This window comes from Vibrio sp. M260112, assembly GCF_036533775.1.
Taxonomy (GTDB): Bacteria; Pseudomonadota; Gammaproteobacteria; order Enterobacterales; family Vibrionaceae; genus Vibrio.
The window spans coordinates 38,500-60,678 of the sequence record NZ_JATABH010000011.1; the positions used below are offsets into that span (position 1 = coordinate 38,500).

The following is a 22,179-nucleotide window of genomic DNA, read 5'->3' on the forward strand; positions in this document are numbered from 1 at the left end:
CAAGTGCAATGTTGCAAAAATGTGATCAGTCAAAAAGTATGAAATGCTCTAAGGAAGGAGAACTTTAGAGCTTAATTTGTATCTCGTGCCAGGATGATAGAGTAATGCAGTGCTGACGAGCTTTTCTTGGCTCCATGTCCTGCGGTTAAGCAGCAGACAAGGCTCATTCATCGCAAGGCGAAGCGCCGCGCGCACGCTTTCGTCAGCAACGATAGCTTCAACCGTATGCTCTATTGCGCTGAGAGGACAGTTCTCTGATAAATATTGGTTGGGCGTGATCTGCGTAAAGTCTTGTTCTAAATAGTTGGGAGCATAACTTGCGTTCACCCAGCGCAACTCGAGTTGTATGGGGGATTTATCTTCAAAGTGAATGATTTCACTGTAGAAAACGTCACTACCTAACATGACACCTAGCTTCATGGCGACCACATCATCGGCGGTTAATGCCAGTTGTTTAACCACTTTACTGCTGTATGCTCTACCACGCTGTTCAACTTCTTTAGCGATGTTACGAATATCGAGTAATGGTGATTCCGCTTTGTCGTCTGGGGCACAAACAAACGTACCGAGGCGAGGGCGTCTGACTAAACGTCCTTCTGATACAAGGTCTCGTATCGCTTTGTTTACCGTCATACGACTGACGTCAAACTGTTTCGTCAGTTCAAGCTCGGTGGTAATACGATGGCCGACAGGCCAATAACCTTGATCAATTTGCTCGACAATATACCGTTTGATCTGGAGATAAAGGGGAGAATTACTCATAATATTTAACTTTATAATTGACTATACAAATGGTTATACATTTGTGCCAAGATTGCAAGTATCGCCCCAATTTAAGCCAATGAATTGAATTCGAGCGCACGTTTTCTTACACCGTTAGTGAAGAAACGCCAATCACGGCGCTCAATGCATTAAAAAATCAGTGCCACGTTTGGCTAGAAACCACGTTGGATATTGATTTTGCCATCGATCCAAAAGATAGGGATTTTGTCGAAGTCAGACCTTTACCTGTGGTGGCAAAGATCCTTTCTGCAATAGAGCAGGCGGGTTTTGCAATGGTAAAAGCAGACGTAGAAAAAGGCTTGTTACGTGGCGGTAACTTTAGCTCAAAATCGGGCTGTTATCAGGAAATTGAGTTTCGTAACAGTGGCTTTATAAGTAGCAAAGAGATTGAGCTTTCGTTTGTATTAGAAGGTGCAACAGTGCATTGCTTGGCGGAAGTGGATCGCTCTTTGAGTGTCCGTGGTGATCAATATCTCTCATTTTCTCTCCAGCGCCAAGCTTCTGATGCCGAAATTGCCGCGGCGGTGAACCGTATTCTCGCCGTCTAACGGGCCTACCCGCCGAAACGATATCGGAAGGCAACGCCAAACGCGATGTCAGTGCTATTGTCAGCGTTAAACATATTTTCTACCGCAGTGATCTCTACTGCGGTGTTTTTTAGCGTATAACGATAGCCGATAGTAAATTCGGTTGAAGGTTTTGAAAACTCGCCATTGTCTGTAGTGATCCCTTGATGGACACTAATTTGGCCGATAAAAGCATGGTGTTCAAACATCTGATACTGATAACTGCCGCCCATTGACCAAGTGGTACTGCGATAGGGCAATTGTGCAAAGACAGTCGGCGTATTGCGAAATGTGAATGCTAACGTGGTGTCTAAAGCGTGTTTATCTCTTCGGTAGCCGTAGTTGGCCTGTATCGCTTGTTCGAACTCTGAAGAGCTAAAAATACCGTGTTTGGTATCGTTGTAATAAAGCGATACTCCCACCGATAAACCGTGATGCTCTTGGGTAAACACCTGATACTGCAAATAACCAGTGATTGCATGACTGAGGGTTTCGCCGCGAAAATCTTCCAGTTCGATACCATACTCAGGCATGTTGATAACAAAGCGATTGTTATTGACCTCTTCTCTACCGTTCTGTTCCAGTGAAAACCAGTCATGAAAAGCGATGGTTAGGCCGTCAAGGTGATTGTTCCCAGCATAATTCCATCGGTAATGTAGGTCGAGTTGCCAGAGAGGATCGAGTTGCCATTTAGCACCAAACGCGAGTTGATTTTGATAGTAATCGAGCTCGTAGCTTGCGGTAACGGCCCAAATACTGGAAATGGTACCGGAAGTGTAGATCTCGCTTTGATCGTCTTGCAGTGAGAAACCAGAGCGTAACTGAGGCGAAAGACTGTTGGTATGAAATGGAGACTGGGTATAGCTTTGTAAAGGGCCATAGCCATCATGACCGTAGGAAAGAATGCTGGTAAACAGGCTGAAAACAAGAGTGAATTGCCAGACAGGAAACCGCATACTAAGCCTCCACCTATTATTGTTATGTTTATGATAACAATATAGTTTAAAATATGAGGCTTTGCTAAATAACGCAAAAAACTTGCCCCACACGGGATAAGTTTTTCGTCATTAAGCGGCTCTTAGATGAGTCGTGATGTAGGGTTGCCACGCATTTTGGTAGAGCTCTTTGGATTGGTGGCGCATGGTACAAATTTGTGCCTGTTCAATTTCGTTGATTTGGCGAGATTCAACAGCCGCTAATCGTTCTATCTTTTGGATTTGTTCGTAAAATTTATGTTCAGGACCATTCTTTACATCGGCGATAGCTTTAAGGTGGAGTTGCACCTCTGCAATTAGGTTCGTTTTTGGTAGTTTGACTAAAAGGTTGAGGTCTCGGTAACCCGAAGCCGCGGGTTTCTTAAAACGGTTTTTCACCTTAACCACGGTCGTTTCACGATTCAGTACTTCATAAGCCGCCATAAGGCTTTCAATATCGTCTGCGACGATGGTTGCACGTGCGAGGTCGGTGATGCGCTGTGGCTGTCCATCAAGCTCATAGGCGATCTTCTCTTTTGCTCTTTGCGCAGATTTTACTCCCGCGAAATAAGATTCAGTGGACGTTAATAGAGCGGTGCTTTTAACTAGAGTTTCGAGTTCAGCCTGAGCTTGATGGGCTTTGCTGTAAAGCACGTCGAAATCTGAATAGGGTTGAAGTGGCGTTGCTGACATTGACTGAATGCCGTAAAGGCCACTCAGGTTATGTCTAAATGCCTTAGAACACACTTCGTTCTGGTTGGTAGAACGGTTTTCCTCGTTAGCTGGTGCGGTTGGAATAGCGGCAAATGCTGGGGCACGGCTGAGCATTAAAAGCATCAGGGCCGTCGTTCGCAAAAATAGGCTCATTCACTCTCCTTAGATGTGTCGGCTTAGCTAAAAGGTGTCGAAAAAGATTCAATCACTAAGTCCACTCATCTCTACATAGTAATGGGGTTAGATTTCGCGTTTCCAATCGCTTGCTGAACCATAATGACAAAAGTTTGAACAGCATCTCATATCCTATGCCACTGTTTAGAGTGCCTCGGTTTTTAAAAGGTTCAGCGCAACTATGTAACCAAGTATAAACAGACCATATGAACTTAATCTGAATGAACTTTTCAGCTAAGAGCATTTGGCTATACCACTTCTTGATGCTTTCAGATAGGCTATGCGCTAGTAAGTAAGCAATAGAGAATGACAATGAGAGATCCCGAGTTTTGGCATGGCAAATGGGCCGCAAATCAGATTGGTTTTCATCTTGAAGATGTGAACCCATTACTTATTGAGTATTGGCAGCACACGAAACCAAACCATGAGGATACGGTGCTAGTGCCTTTATGCGGAAAGTCCGAAGATTTGGTGTGGCTAGCGACGAAACATGCCGATGTGCAGGGCGTGGAGCTAAGCAATATTGCGGTGCGAGCTTTCTTCGCTGAACATTTCTATACGCCGATGGTAGTGCCTATCAACGGTCAGCACGAACTGTTCCAGTTTGATGAGTTGTCAATTTACAGCGGAGACTTCTTTACTGCTCCCCTTAAGCCTGTCGATATCGTCTACGATCGTGCTTCACTGGTGGCGCTGCCAGAAGAGATGCGGGTGGAATATGTTGCAAGGATTAAGTCGCTGCTCAAACCTGGCGGCAGAATTTTACTGGTGAGTCTTGATTATCGACAGGATGAGATGGCTGGCCCTCCGTTCTCGGTGGCTGAACAGGAGATTCGTACGTTATTTTCTGAATTCAAAGTAACGCGACTCTACCGAGATGAAGCGGACGAAGAACACCCTAAGATTGCCAAGAAGGGGTTAACTCGTTTTGCCGAGGAAGTCTATTTAATCGAAAGTGAATAGATGAAAAAGGCTTGGTTCAACCAAGCCTTTTTCTGTTATGCGGTGTTAGTAAAGTATGTTTACTTTGCTCGTACTCTCTACGGCGTCTTTAATCGCAGTTTCAATATCTTCGCGACGAGTGATCGCGACACCAAGACGGCGACGGCCATCGATGTCTGGTTTGCCAAACAAACGAACTTGCGTTAAAGGCTGCGCTAAAGCATCCGCAACGCCTTCAAAACGAATGTTTGTCGATGTTCCTTGACCTAAGATCACCGCTGAAGCTGCTGGGCCATATTGAGTAATGGCAGATATTGGCAACCCTGTAAATGCACGAACATGTAGAGCAAACTCAGAGCTATCTTGTGACATAAGAGTCACTAAGCCGGTATCGTGTGGGCGAGGGGAGACCTCATTAAAGATCACTGTATCACCTTTGATAAACAGTTCGACACCAAAGATCCCAAAGCCACCAAGTGCGTTGACGACTTTACCCGCTGCATCTTGAGCGGCTTCAAGTGCGGCATCTGACATCACTTGGGGCTGCCAAGATTCACGGTAGTCTCCATCTTCCTGACGGTGACCGATCGGAGCGCAGAAATGAGTACCATCGACAGCGCGAACGGTTAATAGAGTGATTTCGTAGTCAAAGTCAATAAAGCCCTCTACGATGACTCGCCCAGCTCCGGTTCGACCACCTTCCTGAGCGTAGTTCCAAGCTTTTTCCACATCGTCGGCGTTTTTAATTACGCTCTGGCCTTTGCCTGAAGAACTCATTACCGGCTTACAAACACACGGAATACCTACTGCATCAACCGCTGACTTAAACTCTTGATAGGTATCAGCGAAGTGATAAGGTGAAGTGGTCAGTTGTAGCTCTTCAGCTGCAAGACGGCGGATACCTTCACGGTTCATCGTCAGCTTGGTTGCCTTTGCGCTAGGGACAACATTAAGCCCTTTTGCCTCAAGTGCGACTAAAGTGTCAGTCGCAATGGCTTCAATTTCAGGTACAACGTAGTCAGGTTGTTCTTTATCGATAATTGCCTGAAGGGCATCACCATCAAGCATGTCTAATGTATAGCTGCGGTGAGCGACTTGCATCGCAGGCGCATTTTCGTAGCGATCACACGCAATCACTTCAAGCCCTAGTCGCTGACATTCAATCGCGACCTCTTTGCCGAGTTCACCTGAACCAAGAAGCATCACACGGGTTGCATTTTTTGCTGTTGCTGTACCAAACATAATTAACCTTAAACTCTACGAGGATTAGCTGAATGGAGGCAATCATACTGATTGTGAAACAAAAAGCAAACGTTTGCGTAGGGTTTGATGTAGTAAAATGGTCGTAAAGAACCGCAACAGCCACTCGCGACGAAAAGAGGGTGCATAAGCAATAGCTGATGGAGAAAACACGCGAGAGCGCAATGGTTCTTGAAGCGAATAGCAGGATTAAAAAAGGCGCTAGATTAGCGCCTTAGAGATGCATTAAAGTTCCAAATAACTCATTGGAATATCAGGGTTAATTGCTTCCAGAGTGGATTGCGTATTGGCCAGATGGCTAATTGTACCACCTTCAGCTTCTACTAGTGCTGCCGAATCAATCTCTGCGAGATCTTGGCGGTCCAGTAACAGTTGTACTAGGGCAACTTGAAGTGGCGGTAGGCTAGGGTTAAATGCCGCGTTTTCAGCGTAAGCCCCTTGGTAAACTTTGCCATTGTTCATCTTGATCGCCACACCACTCAAGTTATGAGTGTATGGAGCATGGCTGCGGTTGAGAGCGTCAATCGCTGCCTGAACCAGCTCATCTTGCTCATCACATCTCTTGCCGTGATCGACGTTGGTCATCAGTGCTGATTTGATACCAAGGTCTGCTGGGCCAAACGATTCAGGGAGATATTCTTGTAGTGATTTACTTTCGCGCTCTGGTAACTGAATTTTCAGTTTATCTGCGGTCGAAAGTTCGTTCATAAATTGGCGACAATGGCCACATGGGCTGAAGTTGATGGTGATATCAGCAACACCTTGTTCACCTTTCATCCATGCGTGGCTAATTGCGGATTGCTCAGCGTGTACCGTTTGGCCTAACTGTACGCCTGAAAACTCAACGTTTGCGCCAAAGTAAAGCTTACCAGAAAGACCACGGACAATAGCACCAACATAAAAGTTTGAAAGGGGGGCATAAGAGTAGGCCGCAGCGAATGGCAGCAGTGCTACGCGTAGGTCAGCATCTTCCATTCCAGAAATAGTCAGTAACTGTTCAAACTGCTCGGCAGTGAGTGTCGCGTCAAAATCGTCAGCGAGAAGAATAGGCGATAAGAAATCTGCTACGTTTTTTGGCGCTGCTGACAGCGCTTGTTCAATGCGGCTTCTCATAGTGAATCCTTGTTTCAGCGTAATTGATATCTTTGAGCTTAGTCGTCAAAAGAGAAGAATAAACTCTGATATTGGTATTACATTTTATGTGAGACTCAAAAATGTTCAGAGATCTAAATCAAAATATTACTTGTAATGGTATTTGTCGTTACATAATTAGAGTGAGCTCACACATGATAACGATTGCACGATTAAATTTTATGAAGTGTGTCGTAGCACGAAACAGACCTAGGGCAAACGAGACGTCATCATCTTAAATCCTAGCGGTCATTTGGTTGCTGTGCATCTGTACCTTGCCAGAAAGTATCGATTTTTCTCTTAAGCTGACAACCAAACCGCTAGGGTAAAGAAGGAAGGCGCCAGTATCGAAGTAATCACTCCGCATACGACTAGGGCAAGAGAACTAAACGCAGCGTCTCGCGGGTCTTTCTCCGCGCAGGTAGCAGTGCCAAGTGCGTGTGAGACGGTTCCCATCGTCAAGCCTTTTGCTATCGGGTGAGTGATATTCAGCAGGTTGTAGATTGGGTAGGCCATGATGGCGCCAAACAAGCCAACAATCAGCACTAAGATAGCGGCAACTGCGGGTTCACCGCCTAAGTGGCTAGAGACCTCCATAGCGATTGGTGTGGTTACCGATTTACCCAGTAAGCTCGCAATCAAGGAGATATCCGCTTTTAGGTAGACGGCAATCATACTGGCTGTAAACATCGACATGACACTGCCGACACCACAGGCAAGCATGATGATTCGCCAGTTAGCTCGGATTTGAGGTAATTGTTCGTATAGTGGGTAGGCGAGGGCCACAACAGCGGGTTGCAGCAGATAGTTGATCCAATGGTTGTCTGCATAATAAGTCTCAAATGGGACTTTTAGATACGTGAGTAAAGGGATCAATACCGCAAGGCTGACCAACAGCGGGTTCATTAACGGGCTATTGAATTTTTGACATAACCAACGTGCTGAGAAGAAGACCGCAATAGTAACAAGTAACCACATTACTTTTGTCCTCCCTTAAGCATTCGGTCTAGCATCAAGCCAAGCAGCACCAAGACGATAAAAGTACCACCAACAGCACTCGCTAAAATCGGCAGTGCATTGGCTATCAGCATATCGAAATGTTCCATTAATCCCACACTGATGGGGACGAACAGTAACACCATATAACGGATAAACACAGTTGCGCCAGGACGAACCCAGTGCGCAGGTACGAGCCCGCTGGCAAGCAGACTAAATAAAATCAGCATTCCGATAATGCTACCGGGGATAGAAATGTCGATTAGGTGCTGAATGTTAATGCCGGTAACTAGGCACAAGAAGATCAGCCCCATAGACACAACAAAATGAAGCAAAGTTTTCGCCATAATCTAGTATTGTCCAACTGAAGAGCCATAAACTGGGGTATAAGGCTCAATAAATTTTTATTTACGCCCAATCCCAACGTCTATTGGTTATTTTGGTGATTGAGCGATCTTGTAGGGTGCAGGACTTGGTCACTATTATAATTTTTGACTACTAGGATACTCGCTTTTGCACGTATTGGTAGATGGATTTTAAGATTGCAATTTTCTTTTGGTCACTTTCATGCTCGTGAACCAAATTTTCGAGATTTAGCATGTACTCTTCAATACGACTTTCAAAGTAATCTCGGCAGTGTGAAGCCCAGCGTTGTTGTTCTACTTCATCCAATGTCCACGGATAGTTTCTAGCGCGGTAACGGAATAGCAGCGGCACAATGCGTTGGTCGCTGAAGGCAATATCGAGTGCGGCGAGATTATTGGGATCGGTTTCTCGAATAATATCCATCGCAGCTTTGTCAGCAGGAGAGAAGAAACCATCGTAAAGCATGTTGTCTACGTCCGAGCTTTTTTCGTACTCTCGTTCAATCGCGTAAATACCAATTAGCTTTTCTCGAACTTCAGGGTGCTGTCGCAATAGTGCAAGGTTTTCTAGGCATTTTTCGCGGTTGATACCGATTTTTTCTGCGTTATCTGCTGTCAATGTTTTCGCGGGTGCTAGGATCGGGCATTTGTTGAGATGAATCAGTTTAACTGGCACTGGCAACTCATCTGGCGCTAAGTCCGTATGTTTAGTGTAAAGACGTTGGTTGAGTTGTTCGGTATCCAGATCGAGCAACACCTGTGGGTCTTTGGCCAAATCAACGCAGATGACCGCGTTCTGATTAGTTGGATTCCAAGCGACAGGCACGATCCAGCTAGTGTAATGACACTCTTTACCTAACATGCCTGATACGTGCATCAAGGGCGTCATGTTAACGATATCGATAAGTTCATTGAGTTTACGCTTGTGGCGCATACTGAAAAAGTAATCGAACAGCTTTGGTTGAGCCGCTTTGACTTTCTTTGCCATCTCGATTGTTGCGATCACGTCTGCCATCGCATCATGCGCATTTTCGTGTTCGATGCCGTTCGCTTTAGATAAGTGTTCAAGCTTAAAGCTAATAAATCCCTCTTCATTCTCAGGCCATTGAATACCTTCAGGTCGCAGGGCATAACACGCTCGCATCACATCAAGCAAATCCCAGCGAGAGTTGCCGTTCTGCCAGCTCCACGCATAAGGGTCGATGAAGTTACGGTAGCAGGTGTAACGAGTCACTTCGTCGTCAAAGCGGATACTGTTGTAGCCGAGGCTTGTGGTATTTGGTGTTGCTAACTGTTGGTGAATCTTGGCAATGAATTCAGGTTCACTCAGCCCTTTAGTTTCAGCTGTTTGAGGGGTGATGCCCGTTATCAGCGCGGCTTCTGGGGACGGCAGGTAATCAGCGGGTGGTTGGCAATAGATAACCAGTGGTTCACCGATGATATTGAAGTCCATATCGGTGCGAATGCCTGCAAACTGACACGGACGATCTTTAGCAGGGCTGGTTCCCCACGTTTCGTAGTCGAAGAAGAAAAACGTAGGTTGATGCTCTTGTTGCATTATCTGATTACCAAGTGTTTAAAATTCACTTTGGTATTAGACCATTGCAACAAGGTCAAGGCAATCGGGTTGAGTCGATATCAGGTTGAGTGGTAGAAAAATGGTCGATCTTTGCAAACGGGTCACTGATATTGATGGATCAGTCTACGCATGTCGGCGCTGTCGAGTATCTCCAACGTTTTGTTTGAATGCGCAAAAAGTTGGTACTGCATCGCTTGGGCGACTTGAGCCGCGTCGATTGGAATGAGCTTGGCCAACGGGCCGAGCATGAGTGGCTTAAGAAAGGTCATCATGGTTTGAATCACCACCTCGTCTTTACGTGGGATCTCACGTAAGCCTTTTAATGGTCCTGGTCGCACAAATACTACCCGTTCAAATCCCATTCGTTCTATGGCGAGCTCCATTCGTCCCTTGCAGCGCAGATAGTGAGAAAAGGAACGTACCGAAGCACCATAGCTAGAGACGACCGCAAGTTGCTTCACGCCGAGCAGTTTCATCTCCTGAGCAACATCACAAACCAACTCATAATCGACTTTTTCTAGCGCTTGCTTTGAGCCTGCCTGCTTTAGAGTTGTACCTAAGCAAATAAAACCAAATTCAGGCTGCGGCTTTTCGTCATCCCAGTGTTGGATACGAAGTTCGGGGTGCTGGATCACTTCGAGTTTGGGATGGAAAAAAGGAAGCTCTCGTCGACTTAGGGCGTAGATGTGATTGAAAGGAGCCTGATCTAACATCTGCTTAATGAGTTCGTTGCCAATCAAGCCAGTAGAACCGGCAATTATGGTGGTGAGGGAGTTAGCTTGTTCCAAAGCCTACGTACCTTGTCCGTTGATATGATTTACCACGCGTCGTCGCATAGCTTGAGACAAGCAAGCTTCTAACAAAGTGGTAATAAATTCTGTGATCGGATCTTGAGATTGGCCAATAGTCTCGAGAGTGGGAGGGGTGTAGGGCTGAAATGGGAGTGATTTGGCATATTGGGCATTATCGACCTCGCCCGAATGGCGAGGTCTGGTCGTAACGTCAGGTTAATGACAAAGGTACTTTCTTTTGGCTACGTTGTTGTGGCTTGTTCTGTTTCTGTTTTTTTGACTTTTGATTGGCAAACATACAACCTCCTTGCACATCAAGTGGGAGAAAACAGTGATACGGCTAGATAAATGCATACTTTGTGCCGTTATAAAATGCACTCCCTAAACTAAAAGATAGGACTTTTGGGTGAAAAATTGCAGTTTTGGATGCAATCTCAGAATCTTTTTGACAGTTCATCGAGTTTTTGGGAGTCGGTTAGGGGTGTTAACTGTATGATTTCACGTTACACTCAGCGCAAAGGATTTGGCACTCAAGGAAAATCGATGAATATTGAGCTAAGCACTCTAGCACCTACCCAAATTTACCACTTAATGACTCAAACCATTATCCCAAGGCCGATCGCTTGGGTATTAACTGACTCCGACCAAGGTTGTTACAATCTAGCGCCATTTTCCTATTTTACGCCGGTATCCAGTAATCCACCGCTGCTGATGTTTTCTGTGGGTAAGAAGCCAACTGGTGAAGTGAAGGACACGACGCGAAATGTGTTGGAAACGGGGCGTCTTGTTGTCCACATAGCGCAGCAATCACAGGCCGAAGAGGTGACTCAAACTGCGGCAACCTTACCCCATGGTGAATCAGAAATTGAAGCGACTGGACTAGACTTGGTTGATTTCGACGGCTTTGAACTGCCGCGTGTCAAAGGTTGTCCTATTGCGTTTGCTTGCAAGTTAGTTGAAGTGAAAGAGATCGGTGAGACACCACAAAGTTTGATTTTTGCGGAGATCGAAAAGGTGTATGTGGACCCGCAAGTCATCGGTGAGCGCAGTGATCGCTTGGTTGTTGATGCTCTTAAAGTCAATCCACTTTCCCGTCTTGGTGGTAGTCAGTATGCCACTATTGATAACGTGTTTTCAGTCGCGAGGCCCGAATAAGCATTATGTTAGACCACAGTTATTCAGAATCTATTTGGCAGCGCATTAATCAGAAAACAAAACCGCTTGGTGCTTTAGGACAATTAGAGACATTGGCGCACCAACTGGCGCTGATCCAAAGTAATATAAAGGGTGACGTTGTCACTGATATTAAAATTAGCCAACCGACAGCGGTTGTGTTTGCTGGCGACCATGGAATAGCAGACGAAGGTGTAAGTATTGCGCCCAGCGCGGTTACTCAGCAGATGGTGTTGAACTTTCTTGCAGGTGGGGCGGCGATTAACTGTTTTTGTCGCACCAATCAGGTGGCGTTAAAAGTGGTCGATTGTGGCATCTTAATACCTGTCGATCATGATTCAGATGCCTTTATTGTCCAACGCCTTGGTGAGAGAACGAATAACTTGGCGCGTCAGGCGGCCATGATGCCAGAACAAGCAAAAAAGGGTATAGAACTCGGTAAACAGATGGTCAGTAAGATCATTGATTCAGGTTCGAACCTAGTGATGTTTGGTGAAATGGGAATAGGTAACACCAGTAGTGCCGCTGCGATTCTTTCTGCACTTAGTGGCCTGCCTGTCACCCAATGCGTCGGTCGTGGAACGGGTATTACGGATCAACAGTGGCAAAAGAAAGTCGACTTGGTGAGTCAAGGTGTCAATCGTTGTGAAGGGCTTGAAGTCATCGATGTCTTGTCAGAAGTTGGAGGCTTTGAAATCGTTCAGATGGTGGGCGGATTCTTAGCCGCGGCAGAAAGCAAAACGCCGGTATTGGTTGATGGCTTTATTGTCTCGGCAGCAGCCTATGCGGCTAGTATGCTCAACCCAGATTGTCGAGAAATCATGATTTTCGCGCACCAGTCTCATGAGGCTGGACATCAGTACTTATTGCAACAGCTAGACGCACAACCCTTATTAGATCTCTCTCTCCGACTGGGAGAAGGCACAGGTGCCGTGCTGGCGATGCCATTGCTGCGTGCAGCTGCCGAGTTTTATAACCATATGGCGAGTTTTGAGCAAGCAGGAGTGGTCGTCGACTAATGTCTACAATCAAGTATCAGTATCAGCTGTTTATGCTCGCATTAGGCTTCTTTTCTCGGATCCCCGTCCCCGTATCTATTCCATATAGCCCTGAACGAATGAATCAGGCTGGGCGGTATTTCGCCCTTGTTGGATTAATGCTAGGGGCGTTATGTGCTCTGGTGCTTTACGCTGCGCAGTTGGTGTTTCCGTCTCCTGTCGCCATTGTGCTGATGATGGTGTTTAGCTTGCTTCTAACGGGTGCTTTTCATGAAGATGGCTTGACGGATATGGCCGATGGTATCGGTGGTGGTATGACGGTTGAGCGCCGGCTTGAGATCATGAAAGACAGCCGTATTGGTACTTATGGTGCTAGCGCGTTAATCATGACCTTGCTGGCGAAATACGTTCTGCTATCAGAGTTGATTCAGGCGCAGCAAATCTTATTAATCATTGTCGTTAGCTATGGTTTAAGTCGGGCTGTCGCCGCTTCACTGATCTACGATATGCCTTATGTCACAGGCACGGATACGAGTAAAAGTAAGCCCTTAGCTGAACGACAATCTCGTCGAGAGTTAGTGATATTGTTACTCACGGGCGTGTTACCGTGCTGGTTACTTGGGTTGGGTCAAACACTCATTTTGATTGCTGTCCTTGCCTTGTTTCGAGTGCTGTTCAAGCGTTGGTTGATGGCAAGAATTGGTGGATTTACTGGTGATTGCTTAGGCGCAGCGCAACAACTGAGTGAAATGCTGATCTATCTCTCCTTGATAGCCGTACAGGGAGTCAACTTATGACTATCCATCTAGTACTTGGAGGCGCACGCTCGGGTAAGTCGCGTTATGCAGAGTCGCAAGTTACTTCCATCGCAAGCAAAAAAGTGAAGCACTACGTCGCAACAGCGATAGCCTTTGATGAGGAGATGGCCAAGCGTATTGCTCATCATCAGCAATCGCGAGGCAATGACTGGGTTGAGCATGAGTGCCCCATTGAGCTAGCGTCACTGCTCGCTCGTTTTGAGTTCGGGGATGTGGTGTTGATAGATTGTCTAACGTTGTGGTTGAACAACATCATTTACAATCATGGTCAAACCTTGAGTGAAGAGCAGATAAAGCGGCATGTCTCAGAGTTACACCAAGCGATTGTCTCCTGTAAGGCAGACGTGATTTTGGTTTCAAATGAAGTTGGCCTCGGTGTTGTCCCTTTGGGCGAAGTCTCGCGTTTATTTGTCGATCACGCTGGCTGGATGAATCAGGCTTTGGCTCAGGTCGCTCATCGCGTAACACTTATCGCGGCGGGATTGCCAATGACACTCAAACAAGTGGATGGAGCCTAGTGTGAGTCAAATCAAAAGCATCAATGTTTACTTGCTTAGACATGGCAAAACACTTGGTGAGCCTGCTCTGTATGGTCACACCGATGTGTCGGTTGCAGCAGAACATCAGCAGGACATTTATCAAAGCCTTATGAGTGAGCGGCTTGGTTTCGATACTTTGATTACTTCACCATTAAAACGATGTAAAGAGTTAGCCGAGTTGATATACGACAATGCCAAACATCTCGATTATGTTGTCGCCCATGAATGGCGCGAAATATCATTTGGTGATTTGGATGGAGTTCCTTTTGCAACAGTACCAGAATCATGGCCAGTTTTTGAGACGTTTTGGCAAGATCCAGCGAACAGCCGCTTGCCCAATGCTGAGTCCTTGGACCTTTTTTACCAACGGATCTCGACAGCGTGGGATAAATTTATGCAAACTGTCGAAAAAGACACTCTCATCGTTTGCCATGGTGGCACGATCAGAATGATTTTAGCTAAGGTACTCAAGCTAGACTGGAGCAATCCAGCCCTTTATTCGAGCTTGAATATCGCCCACCATTCTTTAACTCATATACAAATCACCAAGGCTGAACAGAGCTATCCTCGTGTTTGTATGATAGGTAAACCGCTAAACGGATAGCTAAGGAAGTATCATGACCGCACCAAGCTGGGACTTGTCCATCGCTTATCAAGATTTGAACGACACGAAAATCGAACAAGACATCGATTTGATCAGGCAGTGTATCCAGGCGCTCGGTATCCATGTTGATCATCGTGAGTCACCGTCTGTGACACAGAATGCTATTCAAACCAGCGAAGCTGCTGGAAAACTGTTGGTGACAATCAATACCTTCGCTCACTGCCACGCATCTATTGATGCATCAAACGATGATGCCAAAAGCCTGATAGGCCGTGTTGCCAAGCTCAACTCTGAGTTGTCGCAGGCTTTTGCACCGTACGAAAATACCTTAACCCTAGCACCAGAGAGCTTTATTAGTGACGTGCTCACTCACCCAAGTGGTGATGTTTATGGACAAGCTTTCCAGATAGAGTGTGCGCGTAAACAAGCGGCGATTAAGCTATCGGTAGCTGAAGAGCAACTGCTGACAGCAATGCAAGTGGACGGTCGTGATGCCTGGGGGCGCCTGTATGACAACATCACAGGATCTCTACAGGTGACGTTAGAGGATGGGCAAGGTAGTAAAGTCGGTTTTTCTCATGCCGCGAGTTTGCTGTATGGGACAGACTTTGCGAGCCAAGAGCCCGCGTGGCGTGGTATACAGGCCGCGATGAAAGCCAACCAAGAATCATTTGCTGCGATCCTTAATGCCTTGGCGGGTTGGCGTTTAACGGAATATCAAAAACGTTCTAAGTTAACGGATGTCCATTTTTTAGATGCCAGTTTACATGAAAGCCGCATAGAGAGTTCGACCCTAGACGCTATGATGATGACGGCTAAAGCCAATCGAAGCATAGGTCAAAAAGCTGGCCTGTTAATGGCTCGAGTTCATGGCTTACAAGAGATGCGTCCGTGGAATCATCTTGCGGGAATGCCGAGTATTACTAACGCAGAACCTAAAGTGTATGCGTTTGATGAAGCGATTGAGATTATCCGCACCGCGTTTGCTCAAGTGGATAGTGAAATGGCCGAATTTGTCGATGTGATGGTTGAAAATGGTTGGATTGATGCGCAACCGACTGAAAATCGTCGTTTAGGTGCTTACTGCACCAAGTTTGCCGCCACACGTTCGCCTCTGGTATTCATGACTTGGGGAGGAAGTCGCTCCGATTTGCTCACTTTAGCGCACGAGTTGGGGCATGCGTTCCACAACTGGGTGATGGGTGATATGCCTTTATGTCAAACTCGCTACCCAATGACTCTCGCAGAGACTGCCTCAATTTTCGCTGAAAACATCGTTCGAGACTATTTGCTTGCTCAAGTGAGTAGCCGTGAAGAAAAACTGGAAATGTTGTGGGAAGAACTTACATCCTGCTACGCACTAATGATCAATATCCCTGTGCGGTTTGAGTTTGAAAAAGCCTTCTACAGTCAACGTAGCCAAGGTGAACTGAGCCCGACTCAACTGTGTGATCTGATGAGCGAAACTTGGCAAGAGTGGTACGGCGATTCGATGTCAGAGCCAGATCCTTACTTTTGGGCAAGTAAACTTCACTTTTCTATTTCTGAAGTGAGCTTCTATAACTACCCATATCTATTTGGCTATTTGTTCAGTATTGGTGTTTATGCCCAGCGTGAGCGCAAAGGCGATCAGTTCTATCGCGATTACGTGAGTCTATTACGCGACACGGGTTCAATGATGGCGGAAGAAGTCGTTGAGAAACATCTCGGCATGGACTTATCACAAGCAGATTTCTGGCAACAGAGCATAGATCGAGTGAAAACTAAGATAGATGAGTTTGAATCCTTGTTAGATCAAAAATAATCATATCAAAATCATGATATTATCGGTTGGCCAAGCCAATACTTGGCCAATTTGTACAGTGGAAGACCTATTTGCCACATCTGTTAGTGGCAATCGGATAAATTGCAATGAGGCACATGATTGGTGTCAATAAGTGGGATCGCACCTACAAAATTTATCCGAACAATTCATTAACATACCCGCTGTGCAATAAAGGAGTAGCGCATGACGAAAAACCTCTTTCGCCAATCATTTCTTTTAGACAGTCTAAATTTAGAACAAGAAATGCCAGCCAACGAAGTCACGGTTGCTGGTGGAACTGTCTTTAAAATTCATCAACGTGGTGTGTTGGAGGTCATTCCAGCGAAGCTGTCTGAAGATAGTAAGCACATCATTATTTCCTGTGGTATTCACGGCGATGAGACCGCGCCGATGGAGATCACGGATAAGATCATCACTGATATTCAGTCTGGTTTCCAAACGGTGACTAACCGGCTGCTTTTCATTAATGCTCATCCACAAGCGACTAACGCGCATACGAGATTCATTGAAATGAACCTCAACCGTCTGTTTGATGAGAAAGATTATCAACCGTCTAAAGAGCTTGAGATCGCGAAGAACTTGAAGAAGGTTGTGAGTGATTTTTATCTTGGGACAGAGCAAGAGCAGCGTTGGCATCTCGATTTACATTGTGCGATTCGTCTATCGAAACATTACTCGTTTGTCGTTAGCCCTAAGGTTCGTCATCCTGTCCGCAGTCAGGCTTTGATGGAGTTTGTATCCAGTGCTCATCTTGAAGCCGTAATGTTCTCTAACGCACCTTCGAGTACCTTTAGTTGGTTTAGTGCGGAAAACTTTGGTGCTCAAGCGCTGACCGTTGAACTTGGTCGCGTGGCTAAAATCGGTGAGAATGAACTCGATAGGCTGGTCGCATTTGATCTGGCATTACGTGACCTAGTGTCAGACAGTCAGGCGGAGCATCTGCCACGCAAACCGACCATGTACCGTGTGAGTCGTACGATTGTTCGTCTTCACGATGATTTTGATTTCCTATTCGATGACAACGTCGAAAACTTTACGGCATTTAAACATGGTGAAGTGTTCGGACATGATGGCGATAAACCATTGATGGCAAAAAATGAGGGTGAAGCGATTGTTTTCCCTAACCGTTATGTCGCTGTCGGTCAACGTGCTGCGCTAATGGTATGCCCAGTGAAAACTCGTTATGAAGAAGGTCAGGTCGTTTACGATTAAGGCCATATTTTGTGACTAACTAGGTTAGTACGCTTTCTATTTTAATGGCTTAACGGTATCGTTAAGCCATTATTGTTTACGGCTTTGCCAAATAGATAACGACAACATGGAATTCTCTCAGCTACTTAACCGTAGACAACGTAGATGGACGCACTTTGGTGTACTTTTCTTGATCACTCTACTTGTTATCAGTGCCGTTTATCTCATGGTCGGTGAAGTATTCATTTCGCCTTTCGAGACACTTTCATCATTGCAAGAACAGTTAATTATGCAGCTACGTTTGCCACGCTTATTGGCGGCCGTCGCGGTAGGAGCGGCGTTAGCCGTTTCTGGGGCCGTGCTACAGGTATTACTGGGCAATGTGCTTGCAGAACCTGGAGTACTCGGTATCTCAGGTGGCGCTAGCGTCATGATGGTGCTGGTACTGTTCTTTTTTCCGCTGTTGGCAACGCCCATTGGCTTTATGCTGGCTGCGGTGTCAGGGGCGCTAGCCTTTACTCTGCTATTGGTGTTTGTTGCAAAGTCTCTGCGTTTGACTACCACTCGGTTATTACTGGTAGGGGTCGCCCTTGGCATTCTATCTGGTGCGATTGTCACTTGGGCGTTTTACTTCAGTGATGATCTAAGCCTGCGTCAGTTGATGTATTGGTTGATGGGCAGCATAGGCGCGGCAAGTTGGTATCATCATATGTTGACCTTGTTGCTAGTGCCCGTGTTGGTCTGGCTATGTTGCAAAGGGCGTTTGCTAGATAAGTTGATGATGGGTGAACAGCATGCGAAGCAACTAGGCGTCGATGTTGATAATGCTCGTTGGAAGTTGATCCTTGCCGTATCGATTCTTGTTGGTGGTGCGGTGGCATTAGGGGGAGTCATCGGTTTTGTCGGTCTCGTAGTCCCTCATCTTCTGCGACTCGCTTTTGGCAGTGAAAATAGATACTTACTGCCTATTTCCGCTCTGGCAGGTGCGACACTCGTGGTCTTTGCGGACTTGATCGCCAGAACGGCGCTTGATTCGGCGGAGTTGCCGTTAGGGGTCGTCACCACGTCAATCGGTGCACCAATCTTTATTTGGATGTTGGTAAGTAATCATGATTCACGTTAACAGTTTATCCGTCGGCGCTAGATTGTTGCCACTATCCTTCGCAGTAGAGCGCGGTGAGATCCTTCATATAATTGGTCCGAATGGCAGTGGTAAAAGTACCTTACTATCTGCGGTTGCGGGATTACTCAATTTTGAAGGTCAAGCAACCATCTTTGATTTTGATGTTGCACAAAGTTCAATCTCTACTTTGGCTGAACGTCGTGCGTATCTTACACAAAGTGACCGTCCAGCGTTCAACCTCGATGTTGTTCATTATGTGTCACTCTCTTTGCCAGCCTTTATTAACTCTGCAACCAGTGAAATTGAAAGCGTTATTCAGGAATTGGCTCAACTTTTAGAGATTGACGACAAACTGCACCGTTCCATTCATCACCTTTCTGGAGGGGAGTGGCAAAGGGTACGTCTGTGCGCGATCTGTTTGCAAATATGGCCAACTTTAAACCCTCATGCTCGTTTACTAATCCTAGATGAGCCCGCAGCTCCGCTCGATATCGGTCAGGAAAGCCTACTGTATAAACTTATTCGCCGTGTGGCTGAGATGGGAATTAGCGTGATTATGTCCAATCATGATCTCAACCGGACCCTCAAGCATGCAGACAAAGCATTGCTGCTCGATAAAGGAGTACTGCAAAGCTTCGGCGACGTGGCGCAAGTGCTGAACGCAAGCGAACTGTCACGAGTGTTTAAAACCCAAGTTAAGCACGTCATGTTGGATGGAGAGCCCATCCTGCTGTTTGAGTAATTATTTACCCCGAAAGGATTAGTTTAGTGCGTCTTGCACTGGTTTAGATCGCGGGTCAATGACTCGTGTCGCTGCTTTTTTTAAATCCATTAAAAATCAATTAGTTAAATTTTATTCAAGATTGGCACGCTATTGGCAACAGTGATAGCGATACATTCTCGTTCTTGTTAGGCGGATTTAACTAGAGGGGAGTTCTACGAGAGTGGTAACAAACCAAATGTTAATGAAGTCAGTTTTTGACTATGGCAGCTTACGCCACCTAAGGGAAACCGAAGGTGGCGTCTTTTTATCTAGCGTCGACCTATTTAGTCAGAGGCGCAAGATCCGCAGGACGGTAGTAAACCGACTTCAGTACTTTGCCTTGACGGATCGTCTTACCTTCAGCGACGAAATCTTCAGCACATTTAGCGATAATGTAATCGCCTTTTTGTACTGCCATCAGCTTGATACCTTGCTCTGCATAGTGTGCTTCAGTATCAGCGTACTCTTGCTCGTTACGACATACTTTACTCATATTGCTTGAGTGCACTTCATCCCAACATGGAACAAAGTCAATGCCACGGTTAACCGCAACATTAAGTAGCAGGTCGATAAGGTAGTTGATGGCTAGGTTGTCTTCAATTTTGTCGTGGCCTAGATGCACCAAGCGACCCATCAAAACGTAAACACTGTCGATGATCGCGTCCGCTTGTTCTGTTTTATTGTCAGCTTCTGCTAACTCAGTTAACTCTTCGATTGCAAGAGAAGTGTGTAGAGTGTCAGCCTTGTCATCTAGGCTCTCAGGAGAAGCGACAGGTAAATCGAAGGTGCTACGGAACTCAGAAATATCACGGTAAAGGTGATTGAAAATATCAGTGGTCAGTTTTGAAAGGTACATATCCATTAATCCGGATGTCATTGTGGTGGAGCAATACTACCAAAGCGGGTTAAATCCTGCTATCGGCGCTATAAAATAAATCAGTCGAGCGACAAACAATTGAACAGAGCGGGATCAAGTGCCCAATAAGGTCAGCTTGTCGTTTGTCGCTTCAACTCGTTAGCGGAATAGGTATGGGAAGAGTTTTCGACGTTCTTCAGCCGTTAAGGACTCAACGCGAGCAATGTTGGTATCTGGAATCGCCTCAGGATTTGGGTAATGTTTAAGGACTTTTTCCATGCTCTCTTCGCGGATCAGGTGAAATACGGGTACCGGAGAACGGTTGGTGAGGTTCTCATCGTCTTCAGGCTCTGCGCCCCCAAAACAGTAGTTTGGGTGGAAGGTGGCTAATTGGAAAATACCTTCCCAATCTTGCTGGCGTATAAGCGCTTCGATCCAGTCGATAAACAGGTTGTAGTCGTAGAAGTCACTGAGCATATTGGGAACCGCAACCAGTGTGGTTTCAAGTTGCTCCGGCTCAGTAGAGTCCAGTTCAAGCAACTGAGTCAGAATATCTTCCAGCAGCGCTTCTTCTGTTTCGGCTTCGCTAACGAAAATTTTAATCTGTTTGTTGCGTTGTGGCTTAGCGGCAAATGGACAAAGGTTAAGGCCGATCACCACATCGTTTAGCCATTGTTCTACAGCGCTTGCCACTTGCTGTTTGTTCATCTGTGTTGAGCTTTGGTTAGTCATTTTGCTTCCAAATTAGAATTTGGCGCAAGAATAGCAGATTCTACTGGTGCTGGCTTGTCTATTGGGCCATTAGCCTCGGATCTCGACAGCTTATGGCAGAGGATAAACACCAAAGCATAAAGCATTGAGCCTCCCGCCATGACATACGCCCAGCCCCCTTGTTGCCAGCAGTAGATAAGGAAGAACCCACCAATACTACCGCCGATGTAGTAATGAACGAGATAAAGCGCAGTCGCAGTTGCTTTAGCGTGTGTCGCCTTTTGACTGACCCAAGCATACGCGAGTGTATGAGTGAAGAACGCGCCAAAACTGATCAGGAGTAGGCCTAAAATCATAAAGGTGAGTGAATCTACATAAGCGATCAGCATACCAATTAGGCTGATTGTGGTCCCCGTAACCATTCCCGACACGCTTTGGTGACGCTTACGCCAAACCGAAGTTAATCTTGAACTCAACGTACCTGACAGATAGCAAAGGAAGATCAACGAAGCAAGACCGATTGGCAGGTTGTGCGGAGCCGCGACCAAGCGAAATCCCATCACTGAGTACAGATTGACGAACAGGGCAAAATTAACCCCACCAAGTACCATCGCAATCCAAATCGTTTTGTTTTTAAGGTGCTTCACCACAGCACGATTATGGTAGCGCAACATACCTCGTTGAGGCGTGAAGTTCACCTGCTTTGGTAGGGTAAAGTACACCACTGACGCACCGATCAGTGACACCAGTGCGACGACGATGACGGCTTGCTGCCAGCCAAGTGCATCTGTCAGAGTGCCACCAATGATTCTTCCGGCAATACCGCCCAGAGAATTGGCAGCAATGTATCCGCCGATCGCTTGGGCGAAGGCCTGTTCAGACAACTCTTCAACCATATAGGCAACCGCTACGGAGGCGAATGCAGCCAGCGCCATACCCATGAGCGCACGCAGTATAACGAGAACAACAAGTGAATCACTGATCAACATCGACAGGCCAATCACCGGCATAGCCAGCAGACCTACGAGCATTATCTTGCGCCGCCCGTATGATTCGGACGCGACTGCCCAAGGAACGAGACAAACCGACAAGGCAAGCGTACTGGCGGCAAACACCCAGTTAATTTGGGTTTCGGAAACGGAGAAATGAGTCGCCATAAACGGAAGCATCGGCTGGAACAGGTACAGGTTACAAAAAACCAAAAATGAGCCTAAGGCTAAACTAAAAGTGACGTTCCGGTACTGCTTGGTTTTAAGCTCAATCATAGTGGCGCTTCAAATAAGGAGATATGTGAGCAAAATAT

At 46.3% G+C, this 22,179-nt stretch carries 22 protein-coding genes and 1 pseudogene; 11 read left to right on the forward strand and 12 right to left on the reverse strand.

What is annotated here, in order from left to right; translation table 11 throughout:
• Positions 1-48: 48 nt before the first annotated feature.
• Positions 49-762, reverse strand: a complete 714-nt coding sequence (hutC, locus tag QTN95_RS07435; RefSeq protein ID WP_331416991.1) for a histidine utilization repressor — start codon at positions 760-762, stop codon at positions 49-51.
• Positions 763-863: 101 nt separating this feature from the next.
• Here hutC and QTN95_RS07440 point away from each other — a divergent pair.
• Positions 864-1,331, forward strand: a pseudogene (locus QTN95_RS07440) (sporulation protein); the annotation flags it as partial.
• Positions 1,332-1,336: 5 nt separating this feature from the next.
• On the opposite strand, the gene QTN95_RS07445 reads toward QTN95_RS07440, so the two are convergent.
• Both QTN95_RS07445 and QTN95_RS07450 read right to left on the reverse strand, forming a co-directional pair.
• Entirely contained in the window at positions 1,337-2,305 is a 969-nt protein-coding gene (locus tag QTN95_RS07445; RefSeq protein WP_331416992.1) for a DUF3187 family protein, read from the reverse strand.
• Between the two features lie 111 nt (positions 2,306-2,416).
• Positions 2,417-3,190, reverse strand: coding sequence for a RelA/SpoT domain-containing protein (locus QTN95_RS07450; RefSeq protein WP_331416993.1), 774 nt, complete (start codon positions 3,188-3,190; stop codon positions 2,417-2,419).
• 333 nt (positions 3,191-3,523) lie between these two features.
• On the opposite strand from QTN95_RS07450, the gene QTN95_RS07455 reads away from it, so the two are divergent.
• Positions 3,524-4,174, forward strand: a complete 651-nt coding sequence (locus tag QTN95_RS07455; RefSeq protein ID WP_331417028.1) for a thiopurine S-methyltransferase — start codon at positions 3,524-3,526, stop codon at positions 4,172-4,174.
• A 45-nt stretch (positions 4,175-4,219) separates the two neighbouring features.
• Here the strand turns inward: QTN95_RS07455 and purT are convergent, their stop codons facing one another.
• The 6 genes from purT to QTN95_RS07485 form a co-directional block, all read right to left on the reverse strand.
• Positions 4,220-5,395, reverse strand: coding sequence for a formate-dependent phosphoribosylglycinamide formyltransferase (gene purT / locus QTN95_RS07460; RefSeq protein ID WP_331416994.1), 1,176 nt, complete (start codon positions 5,393-5,395; stop codon positions 4,220-4,222).
• 243 nt (positions 5,396-5,638) lie between these two features.
• On the reverse strand, positions 5,639-6,526 hold the full coding sequence (cdd, locus tag QTN95_RS07465) for a cytidine deaminase (protein ID WP_331416995.1): 888 nt from the start codon (positions 6,524-6,526) through the stop codon (positions 5,639-5,641).
• Positions 6,527-6,844: 318 nt separating this feature from the next.
• Complete coding sequence (locus tag QTN95_RS07470) at positions 6,845-7,522, reverse strand: CidB/LrgB family autolysis modulator (protein WP_331416996.1); 678 nt, start codon at positions 7,520-7,522, stop codon at positions 6,845-6,847.
• Positions 7,522-7,887, reverse strand: coding sequence for a CidA/LrgA family protein (locus tag QTN95_RS07475; RefSeq protein WP_331416997.1), 366 nt, complete (start codon positions 7,885-7,887; stop codon positions 7,522-7,524). The genes QTN95_RS07470 and QTN95_RS07475 overlap by 1 nt, the downstream gene beginning before the upstream one ends.
• Before the next feature lie 151 nt (positions 7,888-8,038).
• Positions 8,039-9,463, reverse strand: coding sequence for an exodeoxyribonuclease I (gene sbcB, locus QTN95_RS07480; RefSeq protein ID WP_331416998.1), 1,425 nt, complete (start codon positions 9,461-9,463; stop codon positions 8,039-8,041).
• A gap of 122 nt (positions 9,464-9,585) precedes the next feature.
• Positions 9,586-10,272: an oxidoreductase gene (locus tag QTN95_RS07485; RefSeq protein ID WP_138972260.1), complete on the reverse strand. Its 687-nt coding sequence runs from the start codon at positions 10,270-10,272 to the stop codon at positions 9,586-9,588.
• A 546-nt stretch (positions 10,273-10,818) separates the two neighbouring features.
• On the opposite strand from QTN95_RS07485, the gene QTN95_RS07490 reads away from it, so the two are divergent.
• From QTN95_RS07490 to btuD, 9 genes are all read left to right on the forward strand, one after another.
• Complete coding sequence (locus tag QTN95_RS07490; RefSeq protein ID WP_138972278.1) at positions 10,819-11,430, forward strand: flavin reductase family protein; 612 nt, start codon at positions 10,819-10,821, stop codon at positions 11,428-11,430.
• 5 nt (positions 11,431-11,435) lie between these two features.
• The gene (gene cobT / locus QTN95_RS07495) at positions 11,436-12,467 is read left to right on the forward strand and encodes a nicotinate-nucleotide--dimethylbenzimidazole phosphoribosyltransferase (protein ID WP_331416999.1); all 1,032 of its coding nucleotides are present in this window, start codon (positions 11,436-11,438) and stop codon (positions 12,465-12,467) included.
• Positions 12,467-13,243 carry an adenosylcobinamide-GDP ribazoletransferase gene (locus QTN95_RS07500; RefSeq protein WP_331417000.1) on the forward strand — a complete coding sequence of 259 codons (777 nt, stop codon included), beginning with the start codon at positions 12,467-12,469 and terminating at the stop codon, positions 13,241-13,243. Before cobT ends, QTN95_RS07500 begins: the two co-directional genes overlap by 1 nt.
• A complete protein-coding gene (cobU, locus tag QTN95_RS07505; protein ID WP_331417001.1) occupies positions 13,240-13,782 on the forward strand; it encodes a bifunctional adenosylcobinamide kinase/adenosylcobinamide-phosphate guanylyltransferase in 543 nt (180 codons plus the stop codon). The genes QTN95_RS07500 and cobU overlap by 4 nt, the downstream gene beginning before the upstream one ends.
• A gap of 10 nt (positions 13,783-13,792) precedes the next feature.
• Positions 13,793-14,407, forward strand: a complete 615-nt coding sequence (locus QTN95_RS07510) for a histidine phosphatase family protein (RefSeq protein WP_240800912.1) — start codon at positions 13,793-13,795, stop codon at positions 14,405-14,407.
• A 13-nt stretch (positions 14,408-14,420) separates the two neighbouring features.
• Positions 14,421-16,211, forward strand: coding sequence for a M3 family oligoendopeptidase (locus tag QTN95_RS07515; protein WP_331417002.1), 1,791 nt, complete (start codon positions 14,421-14,423; stop codon positions 16,209-16,211).
• Between the two features lie 204 nt (positions 16,212-16,415).
• The gene (locus QTN95_RS07520) at positions 16,416-17,444 is read left to right on the forward strand and encodes a succinylglutamate desuccinylase (protein ID WP_331417003.1); all 1,029 of its coding nucleotides are present in this window, start codon (positions 16,416-16,418) and stop codon (positions 17,442-17,444) included.
• A 106-nt stretch (positions 17,445-17,550) separates the two neighbouring features.
• A complete protein-coding gene (btuC, locus tag QTN95_RS07525; RefSeq protein WP_331417004.1) occupies positions 17,551-18,546 on the forward strand; it encodes a vitamin B12 ABC transporter permease BtuC in 996 nt (331 codons plus the stop codon).
• Positions 18,533-19,288, forward strand: coding sequence for a vitamin B12 ABC transporter ATP-binding protein BtuD (gene btuD, locus QTN95_RS07530; RefSeq protein WP_331417005.1), 756 nt, complete (start codon positions 18,533-18,535; stop codon positions 19,286-19,288). Before btuC ends, btuD begins: the two co-directional genes overlap by 14 nt.
• Before the next feature lie 301 nt (positions 19,289-19,589).
• Here btuD and QTN95_RS07535 read toward each other — a convergent pair whose 3' ends face one another.
• From QTN95_RS07535 to QTN95_RS07545, 3 genes are all read right to left on the reverse strand, one after another.
• Positions 19,590-20,165 carry a nucleoside triphosphate pyrophosphohydrolase family protein gene (locus tag QTN95_RS07535; RefSeq protein WP_331417006.1) on the reverse strand — a complete coding sequence of 192 codons (576 nt, stop codon included), beginning with the start codon at positions 20,163-20,165 and terminating at the stop codon, positions 19,590-19,592.
• Positions 20,166-20,324: 159 nt separating this feature from the next.
• The gene (locus tag QTN95_RS07540; RefSeq protein ID WP_331417007.1) at positions 20,325-20,897 is read right to left on the reverse strand and encodes a DUF1415 domain-containing protein; all 573 of its coding nucleotides are present in this window, start codon (positions 20,895-20,897) and stop codon (positions 20,325-20,327) included.
• Positions 20,894-22,141 carry an MFS transporter gene (locus tag QTN95_RS07545; protein WP_331417008.1) on the reverse strand — a complete coding sequence of 416 codons (1,248 nt, stop codon included), beginning with the start codon at positions 22,139-22,141 and terminating at the stop codon, positions 20,894-20,896. The genes QTN95_RS07540 and QTN95_RS07545 overlap by 4 nt, the downstream gene beginning before the upstream one ends.
• Between the last annotated feature and the right edge of the window lie 38 nt (positions 22,142-22,179).